General features: G+C 70.3%; 16 protein-coding genes and 2 rRNA genes. 12 read left to right on the top strand and 6 right to left on the bottom strand.

All coding sequences use genetic code 11. The features are described 5' to 3' along the window. Positions 1-8 precede the first annotated feature (8 nt). The 4 genes from ACVGV0_RS10715 to ACVGV0_RS10730 all read left to right on the top strand — a co-directional run bounded on the left by ACVGV0_RS10715 (position 9) and on the right by ACVGV0_RS10730 (position 3,702). Positions 9-1,640, top strand: a complete 1,632-nt coding sequence (locus tag ACVGV0_RS10715; RefSeq protein ID WP_459159708.1) for a radical SAM protein — start codon at positions 9-11, stop codon at positions 1,638-1,640. After that, positions 1,637-2,449, top strand: coding sequence for a class I SAM-dependent methyltransferase (locus ACVGV0_RS10720; RefSeq protein ID WP_459159709.1), 813 nt, complete (start codon positions 1,637-1,639; stop codon positions 2,447-2,449). Before ACVGV0_RS10715 ends, ACVGV0_RS10720 begins: the two co-directional genes overlap by 4 nt. Before the next feature lie 83 nt (positions 2,450-2,532). After that, positions 2,533-3,285 (top strand): Crp/Fnr family transcriptional regulator, encoded by a 753-nt coding sequence (locus ACVGV0_RS10725; RefSeq protein WP_459159710.1) that lies wholly within the window; start codon positions 2,533-2,535, stop codon positions 3,283-3,285. 177 nt (positions 3,286-3,462) lie between these two features. Next, complete coding sequence (locus ACVGV0_RS10730; RefSeq protein WP_459159711.1) at positions 3,463-3,702, top strand: hypothetical protein; 240 nt, start codon at positions 3,463-3,465, stop codon at positions 3,700-3,702. Positions 3,703-3,835: 133 nt separating this feature from the next. On the opposite strand, the gene ACVGV0_RS10735 is transcribed toward ACVGV0_RS10730, so the two are convergent. Further along, entirely contained in the window at positions 3,836-5,569 is a 1,734-nt protein-coding gene (locus tag ACVGV0_RS10735) for a TIGR03767 family metallophosphoesterase (protein WP_459159712.1), read from the bottom strand. 474 nt (positions 5,570-6,043) lie between these two features. Here ACVGV0_RS10735 and ACVGV0_RS10740 point away from each other — a divergent pair. After that, positions 6,044-7,578 (top strand): 16S ribosomal RNA (locus ACVGV0_RS10740). A 186-nt stretch (positions 7,579-7,764) separates the two neighbouring features. After that, positions 7,765-10,848 (top strand): 23S ribosomal RNA (locus ACVGV0_RS10745). The 16S and 23S rRNA genes sit together here, the layout of an rRNA operon. 195 nt (positions 10,849-11,043) lie before the next feature. Here ACVGV0_RS10745 and ACVGV0_RS10750 read toward each other — a convergent pair. Further along, on the bottom strand, positions 11,044-12,348 hold the full coding sequence (locus ACVGV0_RS10750; protein WP_459159713.1) for a D-arabinono-1,4-lactone oxidase: 1,305 nt from the start codon (positions 12,346-12,348) through the stop codon (positions 11,044-11,046). Between the two features lie 75 nt (positions 12,349-12,423). Between ACVGV0_RS10750 and ACVGV0_RS10755 the strand changes: the two genes are divergently transcribed. The 6 genes from ACVGV0_RS10755 (at position 12,424) to ACVGV0_RS10780 (ending at position 16,414) form a co-directional block, all read left to right on the top strand. Further along, positions 12,424-13,668 carry an alanine racemase gene (locus ACVGV0_RS10755; RefSeq protein ID WP_459159714.1) on the top strand — a complete coding sequence of 415 codons (1,245 nt, stop codon included), beginning with the start codon at positions 12,424-12,426 and terminating at the stop codon, positions 13,666-13,668. A gap of 83 nt (positions 13,669-13,751) precedes the next feature. Continuing rightward, positions 13,752-14,441, top strand: a complete 690-nt coding sequence (locus tag ACVGV0_RS10760) for a PIG-L deacetylase family protein (RefSeq protein WP_459159715.1) — start codon at positions 13,752-13,754, stop codon at positions 14,439-14,441. A 164-nt stretch (positions 14,442-14,605) separates the two neighbouring features. After that, a complete protein-coding gene (locus ACVGV0_RS10765; RefSeq protein WP_459159716.1) occupies positions 14,606-15,247 on the top strand; it encodes a TetR/AcrR family transcriptional regulator in 642 nt (213 codons plus the stop codon). 132 nt (positions 15,248-15,379) lie between these two features. Continuing rightward, on the top strand, positions 15,380-15,688 hold the full coding sequence (locus tag ACVGV0_RS10770) for a DUF2267 domain-containing protein (RefSeq protein WP_459159717.1): 309 nt from the start codon (positions 15,380-15,382) through the stop codon (positions 15,686-15,688). A gap of 21 nt (positions 15,689-15,709) precedes the next feature. Next, positions 15,710-16,126, top strand: coding sequence for a DUF2267 domain-containing protein (locus ACVGV0_RS10775; protein WP_459159718.1), 417 nt, complete (start codon positions 15,710-15,712; stop codon positions 16,124-16,126). 78 nt (positions 16,127-16,204) lie between these two features. Then, positions 16,205-16,414, top strand: a complete 210-nt coding sequence (locus tag ACVGV0_RS10780; RefSeq protein ID WP_459159719.1) for a DUF2795 domain-containing protein — start codon at positions 16,205-16,207, stop codon at positions 16,412-16,414. Between the two features lie 172 nt (positions 16,415-16,586). Here the strand turns inward: ACVGV0_RS10780 and ACVGV0_RS10785 are convergent, their stop codons facing one another. From ACVGV0_RS10785 to ACVGV0_RS10800, 4 genes are all read right to left on the bottom strand, one after another. Further along, on the bottom strand, positions 16,587-17,432 hold the full coding sequence (locus ACVGV0_RS10785) for a SigB/SigF/SigG family RNA polymerase sigma factor (RefSeq protein ID WP_459159720.1): 846 nt from the start codon (positions 17,430-17,432) through the stop codon (positions 16,587-16,589). A gap of 144 nt (positions 17,433-17,576) precedes the next feature. Next, on the bottom strand, positions 17,577-17,753 hold the full coding sequence (locus tag ACVGV0_RS10790) for a hypothetical protein (RefSeq protein ID WP_459159721.1): 177 nt from the start codon (positions 17,751-17,753) through the stop codon (positions 17,577-17,579). 248 nt (positions 17,754-18,001) lie between these two features. Continuing rightward, positions 18,002-19,405 (bottom strand): TrkH family potassium uptake protein, encoded by a 1,404-nt coding sequence (locus tag ACVGV0_RS10795; protein WP_459159722.1) that lies wholly within the window; start codon positions 19,403-19,405, stop codon positions 18,002-18,004. A gap of 137 nt (positions 19,406-19,542) precedes the next feature. Beyond that, complete coding sequence (locus ACVGV0_RS10800) at positions 19,543-20,013, bottom strand: MarR family winged helix-turn-helix transcriptional regulator (RefSeq protein WP_459159723.1); 471 nt, start codon at positions 20,011-20,013, stop codon at positions 19,543-19,545. Positions 20,014-20,061 lie beyond the last annotated feature (48 nt).

The raw sequence follows: 20,061 nt of genomic DNA on the forward strand, positions 1-20,061 counted from the left end.
CTGGCGGCGTGACGGAACAACACGACGGAGCGCACCCGACCCCGCCCGCCAAACGCGATCGCGACGAGGTGTTCGTCGAGTACACCAAGAGCGTCTGCCCGGTCTGCAAGGTCGTGGTCGACGGCCAGGTCAACATCCGCGACAACAAGGTCTACCTGCGCAAGCGCTGCGCCGAGCACGGCTCGTTCGAGGCCCTGGTCTACGGCGATGCGCAGGCGTACGTGGACTCCGCGCGGTTCAACAAGCCGGGCACGATCCCGCTGAGCTTCCAGACCGAGGTCAACCACGGCTGCCCGTCGGACTGCGGGCTGTGCCCGGAGCACAAGCAGCACGCGTGCCTGGGCATCATCGAGGTGAACACGAACTGCAACCTGGACTGCCCGATCTGCTTCGCCGACTCCGGGCACCAGCCCGACGGCTACTCGATCACGCAGGAGCAGTGCGCGCGGATGCTGGACGTGTTCGTCGAGGCCGAGGGCGAACCGGAGGTCGTGATGTTCTCCGGCGGCGAGCCGACGATCCACAAGAACATCCTCGACTTCGTCGACCTCGCGCAGCAGCGCCCGATCAAGGCGGTCAACCTCAACACCAACGGCATCCGCCTGGCCACGGACGAGCGGTTCGTCCACGAGCTCGGCCGGCGCAACCGCCCCGGTCGGCGGGTGAACGTCTACCTGCAGTTCGACGGTTTCGACGAGCGCACGCACGAGGAGATCCGCGGCAAGGACCTGCGCGAGCGCAAGAAGCGGGCTCTGGACAACTGCGCCGAGGCCGGGCTGACCGTGACCCTGGTCGCCGCGCTCGAACGCGGGCTCAACGAGCACGAAGCGGGCGACATCGTCCGCTTCGGCGTGCAGCACCCGGCCGTGCGCTCGGTGGCGTTCCAACCGGTGACCCACTCGGGCCGGCACGTCGAGTTCGATCCGCTGAACCGGTTGACCAATTCGGACGTGATCGAGCTCGTCGCCGGGCAGTGCCCGGACTGGTTGCGCGCCAGCGACTTCTTCCCCGTGCCGTGCTGCTTTCCCACCTGCCGGTCGGTGACCTACCTGCTCGTCGACGACAAGCCCGAACGCACCGACGTCGTGCCGGTCCCGCGGCTGCTCGACGTGAGCGAGCACCTCGACCACGTCAGCAACCGGGTGCTGCCCGACCAGGGCGTGCGGGAGGCGTTGGAGAAGCTGTGGAGCGCCTCGGCTTTCATGGGCACCGACACCACCGCGTCCAACCTGGAGACCACCGCGGCGCAGGTGGAGTGCGAGGCCTGCGGCATCGACCTGCCCGAAGCCGCGCAGGACCTCGGCGACAAGGCGTTCATGATCGTCGTCCAGGACTTCCAGGACCCCTACACCCTCAACGTGAAGCAGCTGATGAAGTGCTGCGTCGAGGAGATCACCCCGGACGGGCGGATGATCCCGTTCTGCGCCTACAACTCCGTGGGTTACCGCGAGCAGGTCCGCGCGCAGCAGTCCGGTGTGGACGTCGCCGGGGTGGTGCCCAACGCCACCGAGCTGCGAGGGCTCGTCGCCGACTCCCCCTACGGTTCGAAGATCGCCCGCAACGGCACCGAGGACGGGCACCGGGACGAGCTCCCCCTCGCCCCGGACACCACGAACGTCGGCCGCAAGGCGGTGGAATGATGACCCCGCACGGCACCCCGGACCCCGCGGAGATCAAGAGCTGCTGCGCGGCGGCGTACGGTCAGGACGCGCTCGCCCTGCTGCTCGGCGAGCACTACCACCCCGGTGGCCGCGCCCTGACCGAACGCCTCGCCGACGCCCTCGACCTGCGCTCCGGACAGCGCGTGGTCGACGTGGCCGCAGGCCCCGGAGCCACCGCCCGCCTGCTGGCCGAACAGCGCGGCGTGCAGGTCACCGGGGTCGAGCTCAACGCGGACACCGTGGACCGGGCGCGGCGGTCCGCGGCCCGCGGGGGTCTGGACGGTTCGGTGTGCTTCGAGGTCGGTGACGGCGAACGCCTCCCGCTGCCGGACGCGGCGGGCGACGCGGTGGTCTGCGAGTGCGCCTTCTGCACCTTTCCCGACAAGCGCGCCGCCGCGGCCGAGTTCGCCCGCGTGCTCGCACCGGGCGGGCGCGCCGGCATCACCGACATCACCGCCCGCACCGACGAGCTGCCCGAGGAGCTCACCGGCCTGTCCGCGTGGATCGCCTGCATCGCCGACGCGCGCCCGCTCGAGGAGTACGCGGCGCTGCTGCACGCGGCCGGGCTGCGCACCGTGCGCGCGCAGCGCCACGACGAAGCCCTGCGCGGGATGGTCGACACCATCGAGGCCCGGATCAAGCTGCTGCGCATGACCGCACCGGAGCAGTTGACCGCGGCGGGGGTCGATGTCGGGACCGTGCTGCACCACACCCGCATCGCCGCCGGGGCCGTCGAACGGGGAACGCTCGGTTACGCCCTGATCGTCGCCGAGAAACCCGCGGAGTGAGGGGCTCCGCAGCACCCGGTGCCCTGCCCGACCGACGCGGCCCGCGGCCCGCGGGAGGTCCGCGCGGTGCCACCATGAGGAGCATGGCCTCGGCGAAGTTCCCGTCCGGCGTGCGGCAGCAGGCGATGCGGCTGTTCGGCGGCCGCGACTCCGGCGACTCCGCGGAAACGGCGCTGCGGCAGGCCGCGTGGGTGGCGCGCTGCGTCGGGCGCGGTGCGATGTCCCCGCTCGGGCGGGAGGACGTGACGGCCCTGGCCGCCTTCCTGCACGCCCGGCGTTTCGCCGAGGGCCAGCCCGTGTTCGGCGCGGGGGCGTCCGAGGAGCACGGGGGCGTGTGGATCCTCCAGAGCGGCCGGGTGGAACTCGCCACCGGCAGCGGCCCGCGCCGCTCCGTGGTGCACGTGCTGCACCCCGGTGACGTCGACGGCGACGTCCAGCACCTGCTCGACATGCCCTTCCCCTACGGGGCGCGGGCGCTGGACGAGGTCACGGCGCTGTTCCTCGACGCGGAGGCGTTCGAGGGGCTGCTGACCGAACGTCCCGCGATCTCCCGCCGGTGGCTCTCCAGCGTGGCCCAGCGCCTGGCCACGAGCCAGCAGCGGGTGATCGGTCTGCTCGGGCGGACCCTGCAGGAGCAGGTGGCCCGGCTGCTGCTGGACGAAGCCGTCGACGGGGAGGTGCTGCTGCCGCAGCGGACCGTCGCGGCGATGATCGGCGTGCAGCGACCCTCGCTGAACAAGGTGCTCAAGGACTTCGAGCGGCGCGGGTTCGTCGAACTCGGCTACGGCAGCGTGACCCTCCGAAACCCCGACGCGCTCGCCGCGTCCTGCGAGTGAGCGGCCTCGCGGACTCCGCTGCACGCCTCCGCACGCCGGGCGACCACCGGCAACTCCGCCGCACCGCCGCGTCGGGCCCGTCCTGCCGGTGGGGACGCCCGAGCGGACGTCCCGGGGCTTTCGCCTCCTCGCGCACGCCGCGTTCGTGTGCTGCGCTGGAGGGGACGAGGGACGACCATGGGCGAGCCGGTGTTCACGCAGGAGCAGGATGTCTGGGACTGGTTGGACGCCCTGCGCCGGCACCGGTCGCTCATCGGCGGGGAGGACGCGGAGCAGGCCTGGGACCTCATGGCCGCGGCGCTGCGGCGCGTGGCCGCGCTGCGCTTCGACGGCCGACAGCTCGACCGCGGTCTGATCGCCCAGCACGCGGGCGTCTCGCCCGAGGACTTGGCGGAGGTCCTGGGCGAGGGGCCGTAGCGGGTGGAGCAGCAGCGAGCGACCACCGCGGGCCCCGACCGCGCGTTGAGCGCGGTTCGGGGGCTCGAGCCGCTGAGCGCGCCGCTCGAGCTGCGGTGCACCAGCTGCTCCCCGCTGCCCGGGCCGGCCGCGATCAGCGCACGGGCAGCCGACCGGGCACCAGCAGTTCCGCGTTCCGGTCGCCGAGTTCGCCGAGCTCGGCGGGATCGGTGTGCGGGTCGTTGAACGCCAGCTCCCGGTACAGCGCGGCCAAGGCGCCGGGGGAGCGGTCGTCGTGGTCGGCCCGGTAGGGGCTGTCGGCTTCGACGAGCGTGACGTGGATCGACAGCGTGCCGTCCCGGTTGTCGACCAGTTCGACGACGCGCGCCAGCTGCGGGAAATCGACGTGCGAGGCCGTGTTGATCTCCCAGAAGCCGCAGGCGGCGTCCTCAGCGGCGTGCGCGGTGATCTCGTTGCGGTGGCTGTGCCCGTTCACCCACGCCAGCACGTTCGGGAAGCGCTGCAGCAGGCGCACCACGTCGTCCCCGGACCTGCGGGGTTCCCCGGGACGCCGGAAGTCCGGCAGCAGCGCGTTCATGGTGCCGCTGGTGTGGTGGCTGAACAGGACGAACAACTCCTCGGTCACCGGTTGGCGCTGCTCGCGGCCGAGCTCGTCGTAGTGGCGCGAGCTCGCCGCGGCGAGCGTGCGCTCCAACCACCGGTACTGCGCGAGCCCGAGCGAGCCCTCGGCGAAACCGGCCGTGTTCGTGCTGTCCAGGACGATGCCGGTGACACCGGCGGCGATGCGGAAGGTGTAGTGGGCGGTGTCGGCCGCAGCGCTCTCCGGCCCGAAGCCGTGCCCCACCGGGCCGGGGCCGGCGTTGACCGGATCGAGGTGGGCCTCGAGGAACTCCTGGGTGCTGAACGGTGCGCGGTGCTGGTCCGGGGTCACTTCGCGCACGGCACCGCCGTTGCGGTCCAGTGCGCGACCTGCCTCTTCGCGGCGACGCGGGTCCTGCAGCAGTTCCGCGACGCGCTGCGCGTCGCGCCGGTCCCGTCCGATGATCTTGTGCGAGCCGGTGTAGTGCTCCTCCAGGCCGGGGATGAGCGGGTCGGGCAGGGTGCCGACGACGGTGTTGTCGTGGTTGCCGAACGCGGCGTACCAGGGCAGCTGCAGCCCGGGGCTGTCGAAGGGGCGCAGCGCGTCGTCGAGCAGGCCGGGGAGGACGGGGAAGCCGCGCTCCCGGAAGCGGTCGGCCACGCCGCCGCCGGGGTGCCAGTACAGCGGGTCCCCGGAGTCCTGCACGCCTTCGTAGGTGTCCGCACCGGTGTTCTGGGCCGTCCGACCGCCGTTGAGGACGGTGAAGTACCAGTCGAGCTCGGCGCGTTCGTGGTTGTCCGTGCTGTCGCCCGTGGTGATCGCGAAGTCCAGCGGGCGGCCGGTGACCGGGGCGCCGCGCAGCCGGTTGACCTGCCGCACGAGGCGGGTGGCGGCCAGCGCGCCGAGCGTTTCCTGCGGTCGGAACGCGCCGGACATGAGCGGGTGCAGGTACTCGAACCGGACCGGGCTCTGGGCGTCGGTGATGTGCAGGTCGGTGAACTGGGTGAACGCGGCGACGGGCTCGCGGCGCTCCTCCCGCGCGGCGTCGGCCTCGACGAGGTCGGTGCGCACCACCACCGGCCACCCCGGCCCCGCGGTCAGTCTGCGGTAACCCTCACCGGTCTCCGCGGCCGCGGCGGTGCGCAGGGTGGTCCCCTCCGGTGCGGCAGGGGGGACCGGCCGCGGGGAGGTGCTCGCGGCCGGCGCGCCACCGAGCACCCCGCTGCCCAGCGCGGTCGCGGTGACGCTTGCGGTCAGCAGGAAACGGCGCCTGTTCAACGCTGCCATCTCGGATCCTCGCTCGTGCGTGCGGTCGTGCAACCGAAGCGAGAATCTTTCATTTTTGGTCGGCCCGGGGCACCACCGGGCAGGTGATCGTTGCGCGAACACCTCGAGAACGGCGCGGGGCCGCTCCAGCGAGGGTCCGGTTGCCGCGGGGCGGAGGGTGCTGCGACCGCCGGCGGGGCCCCTGATCGGCACGCCGAGCTTCGCTCCGAGCTCCCACTGGACAACGGTGCACGCGTTGTTAAACTGAGTAAGGCGAGCCAGCCACGGGAAGTTCACCCGGGGCTGGCACCGTCCCCGGCCGGGGCGGCTGGGGATCATTTGCAAAGCTCGCCGGCGCCTCGTTACGGTGCTGGTGAGTCGCCGAGACGGCATGTTCATATCGAGAACTCGCACCTTGAGAACTCGACAGTGTGCCGAATGCGGGCCCACTGCCCGCTGCAGTGGGCAGTGCCGGACGCGTCCCCGCAACATTCATTGTTGGAGAGTTTGATCCTGGCTCAGGACGAACGCTAGCGGCGCGCTTGACACATGCAAGTCGAGCGAGGTGTCTCCTCCGGGAGACAACCGAGCGGCGTACGGGTGAGTAACACGTGAGCAATCTACCCCGGACTCCGGGATAACCCTGGGAAACCGGGGCTAATACCGGATATGCGTCCCGCCGGGCATCCGGCGGAACGGAAAGGTTCCGGACCGCGAGGTCCGGTTCCGATCCGGAATGAGCTCGCGGCCCATCAGCTGGTTGGTGGGGTAACGGCCCACCAAGGCGGCGACGGGTAGCCGGCCTGAGAGGGTGATCGGCCACACTGGGACTGAGACACGGCCCAGACTCCTACGGGAGGCAGCAGTGAGGAATCTTGCGCAATGGGCGAAAGCCTGACGCAGCGACGCCGCGTGGGGGAGGAAGGCCTTCGGGTTGTAAACCTCTTTCGGCCCCGACAAAACTGATGGTAGGGGCAGAAGAAGCACCGGCTAACTACGTGCCAGCAGCCGCGGTAATACGTAGGGTGCGAGCGTTGTCCGGAGTTACTGGGCGTAAAGGGCTCGTAGGCGGTCTGTCACGTCGGCCGTGAAATCCCGCGGCTCAACCGCGGGCTGGCGGCCGATACGGGCAGACTTGAGGGCGGTAGAGGCAAGCGGAATTCCCGGTGTAGCGGTGAAATGCGCAGATATCGGGAGGAACACCGACGGCGAAGGCAGCTTGCTGGGCCGTTCCTGACGCTGAGGAGCGAAAGCGTGGGGAGCGAACAGGATTAGATACCCTGGTAGTCCACGCCGTAAACACTGGGCGCTAGGTGTGGGGACCAGATTGGTTTCCGTGCCACAGCTAACGCGTTAAGCGCCCCGCCTGGGGAGTACGGCCGCAAGGCTAAAACTCAAAGGAATTGACGGGGGCCCGAACAAGCGGCGGAGCATGTGGATTAATTCGATGCAACGCGAAGAACCTTACCTGGGTTTGACATCCACCAGATCGCCCCAGAGATGGGGTTTCCCTCCGTGGCTGGTGGACAGGTGGTGCATGGCTGTCGTCAGCTCGTGTCGTGAGATGTTGGGTTAAGTCCCGCAACGAGCGCAACCCTTGTCCCGTGTTACCAGCAATCCGGTTGGGGACTCACGGGAGACTGCCGAGGCAACTCGGAGGAAGGTGGGGACGACGTCAAGTCATCATGCCCCTGATGCCCAGGGCTTCACACATGCTACAATGGCCGGTACAAAGGGTGGCGATCCCGCGAGGGTGGGCGAATCTCCCAAAGCCGGTCGTAGTTCGGATCGGGGTCTGCAACCCGACCCCGTGAAGGCGGAGTCGCTAGTAATCGCAGATCAGCAATGCTGCGGTGAATACGTTCCCGGGCCTTGTACACACTGCCCGTCACGTCATGAAAGTCGGTAACACCCGAAGCCCATGGCCCAACCGGTGCGCCCGGGGGGAGTGGTCGAAGGTGGGACTGGCGATTGGGACGAAGTCGTAACAAGGTAGCCGTACCGGAAGGTGCGGCTGGATCACCTCCTTTCTAAGGAGCACCGACCCGCTCACGGGTCGAAGCTGAGCACCATGTACCCGAACGTGGGACGACGTCCGGCCCGCAGCACCGCGCGAAACGCGCGGTTCGGTGGCACTGTCGGGCTCTGGAGGTGCGAGCAGAGCACCTCGGAGCACCTTGAGAACTGCACAGTGGGCGTCGCGATGGTCTTGTCGTGAGCAAGTTGATAAGGGCGCACGGTGGATGCCTTGGCACCAGGAGACGAAGAAGGACGCGGGTGGCTGCGATAAGCCTGGGCGAGCTGCCGACCGAGCTGTGACCCCAGGATTTCCGAACGGGGAAACCCGGCCGGAGTGATGTCCGGTCGCCGCTGCCTGAATGTATAGGGCAGCGGGCGGTAACGCGGGGAACTGAAACATCTCAGTACCCGGCGGAAGAGAAAGCAACAGCGATTCCCCGAGTAGCGGCGAGCGAAAAGGGAACAGGCCAAACCGGGTGCGTGGGAAGCCGGCAGGCGTTGCGCATCCGGGGTAGCGGGACGGTTCGTGCCGGGGCTGCCGACCCGGCGGGACGGAAGCACGGTTAGCCGAAGGCGCTGGAACGCGTCGGCGAAGCGGGTGACACCCCCGTAGGCGAAAACCGTCGTGGAAGTCCGAACCGCACCCGAGTAGCACGGTACCCGAGAAATTCCGTGCGAATCTGCCAGGACCACCTGGTAAGCCTAAATACTCCCTGGTGACCGATAGTGGATCAGTACCGTGAGGGAAAGGTGAAAAGTACCCCGCGAGGGGAGTGAAACAGTCCCTGAAACCGTGCGCCTACAAACCGTCAGAGCTCCGTTCGCGGAGTGATGGCGTGCCTTTTGAAGAATGAGCCTGCGAGTCAGTGGTGCGTGGCGAGGTTAACCCGTGAGAGGGGGAGCCGGAGCGAAAGCGAGTCCGAAGAGGGCGTCGGAGTCGCGTGCCCTGGACCCGAAACCGAGTGATCTTCCCGTGGCCAGGGTGAAGCCCGGGTAATACCGGGTGGAGGCCCGAACCCACCAGGGTTGCAAACCTGGGGGATGAGCTGCGGGCAGGGGTGAAAGGCCAATCAAACTCGGTGATAGCTGGTTCTCCCCGAAATGCATTTAGGTGCAGCGTCGCGTGGTTCCCGGGCGGGGTAGTGCGCTGGTTGGTCGAGGGGCCTTTTCGGTTACCGAGATCAGCTAAACGGTGAATACGTCCGGGTGCAGCGCGGCAGTGAGTCTGTGGGGGAAAAGCTCCATGGTCGAAAGGGAAACAGCCCAGACCACCGGCTAAGGCCCCGAAGTGTGTGCTGAGTGGGAAAGGATGTGGAGTCGCTGTGACAGCCAGGAGGTTGGCTTAGAAGCAGCCATCCTTGAAAGAGTGCGTAATAGCTCACTGGTTAAGCGACTCCGCGCCGAAAATTCAGCGGGGCTTGCAAGCACACCGCCGAAGCCGTGGCGGCGAGTCCACGACTCGCCGGGTAGGGGAGCTTTCTGGGTGCTGTGAAGCGTTCGGGAAACCGGGCGTGGAGCGCCTGGAAGTGAGAATGCAGGCATGAGTAGTGATTGAGGAGTGGGAATCTCCTCCGCCGAATGGCCAAGGGTTCCAGGGGAAGGTTGATCCGCCCTGGGTGAGTCGGATCCTAAGGCGAGGCCGACAGGCGTAGTCGAAGGGTAACGGGTTGATATTCCCGTACCCGCCGGCGCTGACCCGCCCGGCATCGCCGGCGCTGCTGCCATCGTCCTTCCGCACGTGCGGCCTCGTGCCGCGCGTCGGAAACGGACCGTGGCGGGGCGCCTGATGTTCGGGCCCGCGATGGGGGGACGCAGAAGGGTAGCCCAACCCGGCCGGTGGTTGTGCCGGGGTAATGGTGTAGGGCGGTGCACAGGAAAATCCGTGCACCACGTGCCTGAGACCTGATGCCGAGCCTTCGTGGCGAAGTGGGTGAGCCCATGCTGCCTCGAAAAGCCTCTAGCGGACGCGTCGGCGGTCCGTACCCGAAACCAACACTGGTGGCCAGGTAGAGCATACCGAGGCGAGCGAGCGAACCGTGGTTAAGGAATTCGGCAAAATATCCCCGTAACTTCGGGAGATGGGGAGCCGGTTGGCGTGTACGCCCCAGGCGGCGGAAGCGCCGGTCGGCCGCAGTGAAGAGGCCCGATCGACTGTTTACTAAAAACACAGGTCCATGCGAAGCGTGTTTGCGAAGTATATGGACTGACGCCTGCCCGGTGCCGGAACGTTAAGGGGAGGAGTTAGCCCTGCGCGGGCGAAGCTCTGAACCTAAGCGCCGGTAAACGGCGGTGGTAACTATAACCATCCTAAGGTAGCGAAATTCCTTGTCGGGTAAGTTCCGACCCGCACGAATGGCGTAACGAATCGGGCGCTGTCTCAACCGCGGACTCGACGAAATTGCAAGACGAGTTAAGATGCTCGTTTCGCGCGGCAGGACGGAAAGACCCCGGGACCTTTACTACAGCTTGGCATTGGTGTTTGGTGCGGCTTGTGTAGGATAGGTGGGAGACTGCGAAGCGGGCACGCCAGTGTCCGCGGAGTCATTGGTGAAATACCACTCTGGCCGTTCCGGGCATCTAACCTTGGTCCGTGATCCGGATTGGGGACAGTGCCTGGTGGGTAGTTTAACTGGGGCGGTTGCCTCCCAAACAGTAACGGAGGCGTACAAAGGTCCCCTCAGCTTGGTTGGGAATCAAGCGCTGAGTACAAGGGCAGAAGGGGGCTTGACTGTGAGACTGACGGGTCGAGCAGGTGCGAAAGCAGGTCCTAGTGATCCGGCACTACCAGGTGGATGGGGTGTCGCTCAACGGATAAAAGGTACCCCGGGGATAACAGGCTAATCATGCCCGAGAGTCCGCATCGACGGCATGGTTTGGCACCTCGATGTCGGCTCGTCGCATCCTGGGGCTGCAGTTGGTCCCAAGGGTTGGGCTGTTCGCCCATTAAAGCGGCACGCGAGCTGGGTTTAGAACGTCGTGAGACAGTTCGGTCCCTATCCGCCGCGCGCGGAGGACACTTGCGAGGAGCTGTCCCTAGTACGAGAGGACCGGGACGGACGAACCTCTGGTGTGCCAGTTGTTGCGCCAGCAGCACGGCTGGTTAGCCACGTTCGGCACGGATAACCGCTGAAAGCATCTAAGCGGGAAGCCAGCCTCAAGATGAGGTGTCCCTCCCCACGTGGGTTAAGGCCCCCAGAAGAAGACTGGGTTGATAGGCCGGCGGTGAAAGCTCGGCAACGGGTTCAGCTGACCGGTACTAATCGGCCGAGCGGCTTGCTCCACCATCGCGGCGTCCGCTGTGGAGTTCTCGAGATGCCCCTGCGTCAGCTGTGCACGCCCCGTCGTGCGCGTCGTGCCGGAACCCGGTGCGAGGTGCAGGGCGGGGCGTTTCGCGTGTCCGGCCGGACGAGCCGGGCAGCGGGCCCGCGGTGGCCGTCGCCGGGCTGCGCGCGTCGGCACGGCAGCGGGTGGGCGCCTCACGCGCCGAGCACCCGCGTGAGGTGCGGGTTGGTGAACCGGCGCTGCGGGTCGACCGCGTCGCGCACGCGGCGGAAGTCGTCGAAGCGCGGGTAGAGCTCGCGCAACCCCTCGGCGTCCAGGCTGTGCATCTTGCCCCAGTGCGGTCGTCCGCCGACCGCGCCGGCGATCGACTCGAAGACCTCGAACCAGTGCCGGTAGGGCATGCCGTGGAACTGGTGCACCGCGATGTAGGCGGTGTCGCGCCCGTGCGCGGTGGAGAGCCAGATGTCGTCGGCCGCTGCCAGGCGGATCTCCACCGGGAACATGACCGGGTGCTCCAACCGGGGCAGCGCCGCGCGCAGTTCGCGCAGCACCTCGCCGAGGGCCTCGGCGGGGACGGCGTACTCGGATTCGACGAAGCGCACCGAGCGGGTGCTGGTGAACACCCGGTGGGAGCGGTCGCTGTAGGAGCGGCGGGACAGCACCGCCGAGGACAGCCGGTTCAGCTGGGCAACGGAGGCGGGGACGGCTCGTCCGAGCCGGCACAGCAGGCCGAACGCGGCGTTTTCCACGACCTGGTACTCGAGGAAGTGCCGCAGCGGTGGCAGCGGGCGTGGGCTCGCCTCCGGCGGCAACCGGTTGTTGCGCTTGACGAGGGCGTTCTTGCCGTAGGGGAACCAGTAGAACTCGACGTGATCGTTGCCGGCGGCGAGTTCGTCGAACCGCTCGAGCACGGAGTCCAGCGGTTCGGGGTGCTCCTCGGCCTCGAGCACGAACGCGGGTTCGCACTGCAGCGTGACGCTGGTGATGACGCCGAGCGCGCCGAGGCCCACCCGGGCCGCGGCGAAGAGCTCGGCGTTCTCCTCCGGCGCGCAGCGGTGCGCGGTCCCGTCCGCGAGCAGCAGCTGCAGGGCGCGGACCTGGGTGGCCAACCCGCCGAACCGCGCTCCGGTGCCGTGCGTGCCGGTGGCGAGCGCTCCGGCGATCGTTTGGCGGTCGATGTCGCCGAGGTTGGGCATGGCCAGCCCGATGCGGTCGAGCTCGGCGTTGAGCCGGTGCAGCGGTGTGCCCGCGCTGACGGTGACCAGTCCGGTGCCCGGGTCGGCGTGTTCGATCCCGCTGAACGCCGACAGGTCCAGGGCGAGGCCTGTGGGGGCGGCGACGGGGCTGAACGAGTGACCGCTGCCGAGCGCGCGCACCGGCAGGCCGCGGCGTTCGGCGGTGGCGAGCACGTCGGCGGCCTCGGCGAGGTTCCGCGGCCGGTGCACGGCTGCCGGCCTCGCGCTGGCCGTGGCGGCCCAGTTCGTCCAGGTGTCCTGCATGGAATCTCCTTCCGCGGGACAGCAACTTAAGTGAATTTCTTTCACTTAGCAAGATCGACCAGATACAGTCCGCACATGTTCACCGCTCGCCCGGCACGCCGCGCCCACCGGGGCGCGCACGCACCGGCACCGCAGCACGCCACGCGCTTCGACGCGGCCACGGCGGACGCGGAGGCACCGCTGGCCGTCGTCGACCTGGAGGCGTTCGAGGCCAACGCCGCCGAACTGGTCCGCCGCGCCGCCGGCACGCCGATCCGCGTGGCGACGAAGTCCCTGCGCTGCCGCGAGCTCGTGCACCGCGCGCTGCAGGTTCCCGGGTTCGCGGGGGCGATGTGCTACTCGCTGGCCGAGGCGCTGTGGCTGCACCGCACCGGGACCTCCGCGGACATCCTCGTGGCCTACCCGAGCGTGGAGCGCGCGGCGCTGCGCGAACTCGCCACCGACCCGGACGCCCGCCGGGCGATCACGATCACCGCGGATTCGGTCGAACACCTCGACGTCGTCGACGCCGCGCTGGGTGGTGCCGCGCACGCACCCGTCCGGGTCTGCCTGGAGCTCGACGCCTCGTGGCGGCCGCTGGGAGTGCCCGCGCTGCACGTGGGCGCGCGGCGCTCCCCGGTGCGCACCCCGCGGCAGCTGGCCGCGCTCGCCCGCGCGGTGCTCGCACGCCCCGGTTTCCAGCTCACCGGGGTGCTCGCCTACGAGGGGCAGATCGCCGGTGTGCCGGACGATCCCGGCGGCGCGCGCGGCGCGGCCGTGCGGTGGGTGCGCCGCCGTTCAGCCGCCGACCTGGCACGCCGCCGCACGGACGCGGTCGCCGCGGTGCGCGAGCTGGCGCAGCTGGAGTTCGTCAACGGCGGCGGCACCGGCAGCCTCGAGCTCACCGGTGCGGAAGCGGGCGTGACCGAACTCGCCGCCGGGTCCGGACTGGTCGGACCCGGACTGTTCGACTCCTACCGCGCCTTCCGCCCCCGGCCGGCCCTGCTGTTCGGGCTGCCGGTGGTGCACCGCCCCGCCCGCGGCATCGCCACGCTCTACAGCGGTGGCTACGTCGCCTCCGGGCCTCCGGGCCCCGACCGGGTGCCGCGGCCGCACCTGCCGCGCGGGCTGCGGCTGACCCGCGCCGAAGGGGCCGGGGAAGTGCAAACCCCGGTGCGCGGCCGCGCGGCAGGTGCGCTGCGCCTCGGCGACCGCGTGTGGCTGCGGCACGCCAAGGCCGGCGAGCCCGCCGAACGCTTCGACACCTACCACCTCGTCCGCGGTGGCGAACGCGTCGCCAGCGTGCCCACCTACCGCGGTGAGGACCGCAACTTCGGGTGAGACGCGCCGGGCAGGCACGGGACCTCCGCGGCAGGGGCGTGCACAATGGACGTCCGCAGCGTCCACGACGTCACGAGGTGGCCATGAACCCAGCGGCCCCGTCCCTGCACCCGATGCCGGAGGACTGGTCGACGGCGGTGTGCGTGGTGGCGCACCCCGACGACATGGAGTACGGCCCGGCCACCGCGGTGGCGCGCTGGACCGCCCAGGGCAAGACCGTCAGCTACGTGACCGCCTCCGACGGCGAGCAGGGCATCGAAGGCACGCCGGCCGCCGAAGCGGGACCGCTGCGGGAGCGGGAGGAACGCGCGGCCGCAGCGCACGTGGGCGTGCACGACCTCGCGTTCCTGCGCCACCCGGACTCGGCGTTGGAGAACACCGCCTCGCTCCGGCAGGACATCGCCCGGGAGGTGGGCAGCCGCGCCCCTGAGCTGGTGGTGGTGCTCAACCACCGCGCCCGCTGGGCCTACGGCGGCAGCAACTCCGCCGATCACCGCAACTCCGGCGAGGCGGTGCTGCAGGCGCTGCGCGAGACCCCGGTGCCGACGCTGCGCTGGGTCGCCGTTGCCGACTCGCCCGGGATCGACCACGCCGCGGACGTCACCGACTGGATGGAGACGGGCCTGCGGGCGCTGCGCGAGCACCGCGCCTACCTCGCCGCGCTCGGCGGGGAGGAGTGGTCCGTCGAGCACGTCCGCGGCAACGCCCGCGAGGCCGGACGCCGCTACGGCACCGACTACGCGGCGGCGTTCGAGCTGCTCGCCTGGCAATGACCGGTTGCCCGACCCCGTCGGCCAGGGACCCCGTCGGCCAGGCGGTGGGCCGTTGAGCAGGGTGGGGGACCGTTCCGGGCGCGGGCTGCGCGCGGCCCGCTCGTCGCGCTCAGTCGCGCGGCTTAAACTGGGCCCGTCGGCGACCGCACCGCGAGGAGGTGAGCATGGCGGGCAGCACGCGGCTGGAGCGGATCAGCACCACGCGCGAACGCATCCTGAGCACCGCCGAACGCCTCTTCGCCGAGCACGGCGTGTTCGCGGTGTCCAACCGGCAGATCAGCGAGTCCGCCGGGCAGGGCAACAACGCCGCCGTCGGGTACCACTTCGGCACGAAGGTCGACCTGGTGCGGGCGATCGTGCGCCAGCACACCGAGCACATCGAACAGCTGCGCGTGCGGATGCTCGACGAGCTGGACGAACGCGCCGGGGCGCGGGAGTGGGTGGCGTGCCTGGTGCGGCCGAGCACGGAGCACCTGGCCTCGCTGGGCAGCCCGACCTGGTTCTCGCGGTTCGGCGCGCAGGTGATGACCGATCCGGCCATGCGCCCGATCATGGTCGAGGAATCGCTCAACTCGTCCGCGCTGCACCGCATCCTCGACGGGCTGCACACCTGCCTGCCCGCGTTGCCCGCCGAGGTGCGCGCCGAGCGCGCCGACATGGCTCGCCAGCTCATGGTGCACATGTGCGCCGAACGGGAACGCGCCCTCGCCGAGGGGGCGGAAACCCCGCGCAGCAGTTGGCGCGCCGCCGGTACCGGACTGATCGACGCGATCACGGCCATCTGGCTCGCCCCGGTCAACGAGTGAGGCGGGTGCGCCCGCAGCGCCCGAGCCCCCGCTCGCGCCGGCGCGGGTTTCCCGGGCGTTTCGCCGGCGGCCGCGCGGGGTACGTCGCCGTCGACCGGAATCGAAGTGATGCGACGGGGTCGAGGAGGTTCCGTGCGCTACGAGGACATGGTGCACCGGCTGAGCCAGGACGCCTCGCTCGACTGGCAGCAGGCCGAGGCCACGCTGGCCGCGACCGTGCAGGCGCTCGGGGAGACCGCGCAAGCGGCGACGGAGGACCTGCGTTCCCAACTGCCGGGGGAGATCGCCGGTGTGGAACCGGCGGGGCTGGCCCCGGAGCGGTCGTGGGACGAGTTCGTCGTGCGCGTCGGGGAGATCTCCGGGCTCGCGGAACCGGAAGGCGCGAGTGACCGCGTGCAGGCGGCGTTCGCCGGGCTGGCCGAGGCCGTGACCGCCGGGTAGCTGCGGGAGCTGGTCGAAGCCTTGCCCGCGGAGTTCCGCGACGCAGTTCCCGGCAGCATCGGGCTCTCCGGATCGGCCGAGGCCCTGCTCGCGGAGGTGCGCAAGCGCAGCGGCGCGGAGACGCTCGAGCAGGCGCGGGACCTGACCGAGGCGGTGTTGGGAGTGCTCGCCGAGCACAGCAGCGCGGGCCAGGCCGGGGACTTGGCGGCGCGCCTGCCGGCCGACTTCGGCGATGCGCTCGACGCGCGGCGCTCGGCACCGCGCACGGAGGCCGACGAGTTCCTCGAGGAGGTGGCGATCCGCACGAGTGCGACCACCGCGAAGCGGGTGCGCGAGGACACCGCGGCGGTGTTCACCGTGCTCGAGCAGTGGGCACCGGACGAAGTGGACGCGACGTTGAGCCAGCTGCCGAAGGAGGTGAACGCGCTGGCCCGCTGACCCGAGCCCCGCCCGGTGCGCAGCGGGCGGGGACGCGAGCGGAGCAGTGACCACGAGGGACGATCCGAGGAGGACGTCGTGACCGACGCCGATCAACGCCGGGTCCGCAAAATCCTGCAAGGACTGGAGTTCCCGGTGAACAAGGAGTCCTTGCTCGAGTACGCCGAAACCCGCGAGGCCGACCCGAAGACGATGCGGGCGCTGCAGGGCTTGGACGACCGCGAGTACACCAGCACCGAGGACGTGGTCGCGTCCGTTCCGCAGCGGCCCGAGCAGGAGATCTCCTGAACCGCACGCCCACCGCGCGTGCCGGCCCCGGCGTGCGCGGGTGGTCCTGCCACGCGCGCGGCACCGCGTGTCGCCGGGCGGCGCGCGGGCGCCGCCGCAGCGACCGCGGCGGTGCCCGCGCGTTCTCAGAGCCTTCGCCCCGCCCGGCTACCGCGGTGCGCGCGGCGGGCCGTCACGTCGTCCCGCAGGCGGGTGCTGCCTGTGCGGCCGCCTGCTGCCACTGCGGCGGGACGTTGTCCGCCTCCTCGGCCTGCTCCCGGGCTCGTTGCAGCGCCTGGGTGAGCAGGCGGGAGACGTGCATCTGCGAGATGCCGAGCTCCTGCGCGATGTTCGACTGCGTCATCCCGCGCAGGAAGCGCAGGGCGATGAGACGCCGCTCCCGCTCGGGCAGGCTGCGCAGCAGCGGCCGCAGCTCGGCCCGGTCTTCCACATCGGACATCTCGCGGTGCTCGATGCCCAGCGTGTGCGACACGGTCAGCGAGTCCGATCCTTGCAGCACCGCCTCGAGCGAGCTGCTGCGGTAGGCGTGCCCGGCCTGCATGCCCTCGTGCACGTCGTCGAGCTCGACACCGAGGTGCTCGGCGATCTCGCTCGGTGCCGGAGCGCGGCCGAGCTGCTGGGACAGCGCGGAGATCGCCTTCGACACCTGCTGGTACCGCTCCTGCAGCCGCCGGGGCATCCGCACGGACCAGCCGGTGTCGCGGAAGTGGCGGCGCAGCTCGCCCATGATGGTCGGCACCGCGAAGCTCACGAAATCGCTGCTCCGGTCCGGTTCGTACCGGTCGACGGCCTTGACCAGGGCCAGGTTGGCGACCTGCACCAGGTCGTCGTGGGACTCCCCGCGGTCGCGGAACCGCCGAGCGAGATGTTCGGCAAGCGGCAGGTGCTCGGTGATCAGCTCGTCTCGCAGCTTGCTGCGCGCGCTGTCGCTGTCCAATGTGCGCAGTTCGTCGAAGAAGGGCAGCAGCGCGTCGTACGTGGTGTTCTCACGCGCAGTCGTGGTCGCGGTATCGGTCATGCTGGTCCCCCGGTTTCGCGTCGAGGGCGCGCTCCGCGCGGTGCGGAGGTCGTCGGCCGCGCGGATGCGGCGCGGTGCGGCCCGCCCGCGGTCCCGCGGGCGCAGGCCTGCTGGTTTCGCCGGTCGTGCACGACCGGCGCGGTGTCACGGGCGGGGGTGCGAGGGTGGCAGCAGTGCGCACGCCTCGTCGGCGGCGGTGCGGAGGTCGACGACGGCGCCGCCGGGGACGTCCCGTCCGGCGGTGAAGGTGCGCACCGCGGGCCGGGCGGCGCACGTGCCTGCCTGGGGAGGGAGCGGTTGCGGTGTGGTCAGAGCTACCACGCCGTCCTCCTTCCGTAGGCGAGTCGTGCTCCCCTGAGCGTTTCCGGGCGGGGCGGGCGCTGAAACCTCCCCGCGGAAGGCCTCAGCGCGAGGTGCTCCCGCCGAGTCGCCGCGGCGGGCGCGGCTCCCGCCGCCCACGCTACCCGCCACGTCGGTCGGGGTGGTACAGCTGGGCCCGCGCGACGGGCTGCTCGTGCGGATTCCCGAGCGGTCGCGGGGTGGTCGCCCCGGGCTCGCCGCGGTGCGGATCAGCCGACGATGGGGCGTTCTTCCGGGCGGTCGAACCGCCGTCCCCGCTCCTGCAGCGCCAGTGCGGAGGCGAGGGTGATGGGACCGAGCCGGCCGGTGAACATGAGCACGACGAGCAGCAACTGCGCAGCGGGCGGCAGGGCACCGGTGATGCCCGTGGACAGGCCGACGGTGCCGAACGCGGAGACCGATTCGAACAGCACCGAGTTCAGGCTGAACGGGGTGATCTTGAGCAGCACGAGCGTGGCGGTGAACACCATCCCCACCCCGAGCAGGGCCACGGTCAGCGCCTGCCGCGCCAGTTCGACCGGGAGCTTGCGGCCCGCGACGTGCACGTTCGGCTCACCGCGGATCTCGGTGACGATGACGAAGGCCAGCACGGCGAACGTGGTGACCTTGATGCCGCCGGCCGTGCCCGCGCTGCCGCCGCCGACGAACATGAACACGTCGGTGAGCAGCAGCGTGGTCGGATGCATCTCGCCGACGTCGATCGTGTTGAACCCGGCGGTGCGGGGCGTGAGCCCGTGGAACAGCGCGGCGAGCAGCCTGCCCGGGACGTCCAGCGCTCCGAGGGTGGCGGGGTTGGACCACTCGAGACCGGCCACGGCCAGGACCCCGACCGCGGCCAGGACGGCGTAGGTCACCAGGGTGACCCGCGCGTGCAGCGACCAGCGCGCGCCGTGCTGGCGCAGGTGGCGGGAGATCTCGATGAGCACCGGAAACCCCAGACCGCCCAGGACGAACGCCGCGGCGACCGGCAGGCAGACCCACCCGTCGGCGGCGTAGCGGGTGAGGCTGTCCGGGTGCAGCGCGAAACCGGCGTTGTTGAACGCCGAGATGGCGTGGAACACGCCCAGGTACCCGGCGTGCAGCCAGTCGTGCCCGTAGGCGAGCACGAGCCGTAGCGTCAGCACCCCCGCCACGATCGCCTCGACCAGCAGGCTCAGCGTGATCACGCCGACGAGGAGTCGGCGCACGTCGCCGAGGCTCGGGCTCTTGATCTCGGTCTGCGCGCCGCGCTGCAGGCGCAGGCGCAGCCGGTGCGACACGAGCAGCCCCAGCAGGGAAGCCAGGGTCATGATCCCCAGGCCGCCGATCTGGATGAGCCCGAGCACCACCGTTTCGCCGAACAGGGACCAGTGCCCGCCCGTGTCCACGACGACGAGCCCGGTGACGCACACCGCCGAGGTCGCGGTGAACAGGGCGGTGACCCACGAGGTCGCCTCCCCGCCGGCACCGGCGATCGGCAGCATGAGCAGCACGGTCCCCACCGCGATGGCGGCGGCGAAGCCGGTGACGACCATCCGCGCGGGCGCCCCGGCGTCGGCGAAGGCGCGGCGCGCCACGCTGCCGGCGCGCGCCAGCCTTCCGGCGGCGGCGCGCATCCCGCTGTGCGCACTCACTCGTTCCCACGGCATCGGCTGGAGAAGTTACGCCGCCCGCGCTCCGCGCGTCGGCCGTCCGGTGCGGTCGCGTGCCGCACGCCACGCCCGAGCGCGCTGCTCGACCGCGCGGGCGAGGTGAGCAGCACCGCTCGGGCTCAGGCGCCGGTTCCGCCGGAGCGGATCCGGCTGCCGGCGGTGCCGAGCCCTTCGGCGAGGGCGTCGAGCTGCTCCGGGCTGAGCAGGTCGATCAGGCAGGCGCGCACGGCTGCGACGTGCCCGGGCGCGGCGTCCTCCAGCTTCCGCCGCCCCTGCGGCGTCAGCGCGGCGTGCACCCCGCGGTCGTCACCGGGCGAGGCGCAGCGGTGGACCAGACCGGCCTTCTCCAGCTGACCGATCTGGTAGGTGAGTCCGCTCTTCGAGGTCACGACCTCCTCGGCGAGGGTGCTCATGCGCATCTGCCCGTCCGGGGCGTCGGCGAGGCGGACGAGGATCTCGTACTGCGGGTGGGACAGCCCTTCGGCGTCCCGCAGCTGCTGCTCGACGCGGCGCGGCACCAGGTGGCTGGCCTCGAGGAACGCGTTCCAGGCGGCCATCTCGCGGGAGTCGAGCCAGCGAGGTTGTTCCATGCACCCACCCTAAGGGTTGTTCGAATACGAACAACCGGGTACGGTCCA

It is taken from the genome of Salinifilum ghardaiensis, assembly GCF_054491345.1.

Coding starts and splice junctions, on each gene's coding strand:
- ACVGV0_RS10720 (WP_459159709.1), top strand. CDS start 1,637: ATGATGACCCCGCACGGCACCCCGGACCCCGCGGAGATCAAGAGCTGC.
- ACVGV0_RS10725 (WP_459159710.1), top strand. CDS start 2,533: ATGGCCTCGGCGAAGTTCCCGTCCGGCGTGCGGCAGCAGGCGATGCGG.
- ACVGV0_RS10730 (WP_459159711.1), top strand. CDS start 3,463: ATGGGCGAGCCGGTGTTCACGCAGGAGCAGGATGTCTGGGACTGGTTG.
- ACVGV0_RS10735 (WP_459159712.1), bottom strand. CDS start 5,569: ATGGCAGCGTTGAACAGGCGCCGTTTCCTGCTGACCGCAAGCGTCACC.
- ACVGV0_RS10750 (WP_459159713.1), bottom strand. CDS start 12,348: ATGCAGGACACCTGGACGAACTGGGCCGCCACGGCCAGCGCGAGGCCG.
- ACVGV0_RS10755 (WP_459159714.1), top strand. CDS start 12,424: ATGTTCACCGCTCGCCCGGCACGCCGCGCCCACCGGGGCGCGCACGCA.
- ACVGV0_RS10760 (WP_459159715.1), top strand. CDS start 13,752: ATGAACCCAGCGGCCCCGTCCCTGCACCCGATGCCGGAGGACTGGTCG.
- ACVGV0_RS10765 (WP_459159716.1), top strand. CDS start 14,606: ATGGCGGGCAGCACGCGGCTGGAGCGGATCAGCACCACGCGCGAACGC.
- ACVGV0_RS10785 (WP_459159720.1), bottom strand. CDS start 17,432: ATGACCGATACCGCGACCACGACTGCGCGTGAGAACACCACGTACGAC.
- ACVGV0_RS10800 (WP_459159723.1), bottom strand. CDS start 20,013: ATGGAACAACCTCGCTGGCTCGACTCCCGCGAGATGGCCGCCTGGAAC.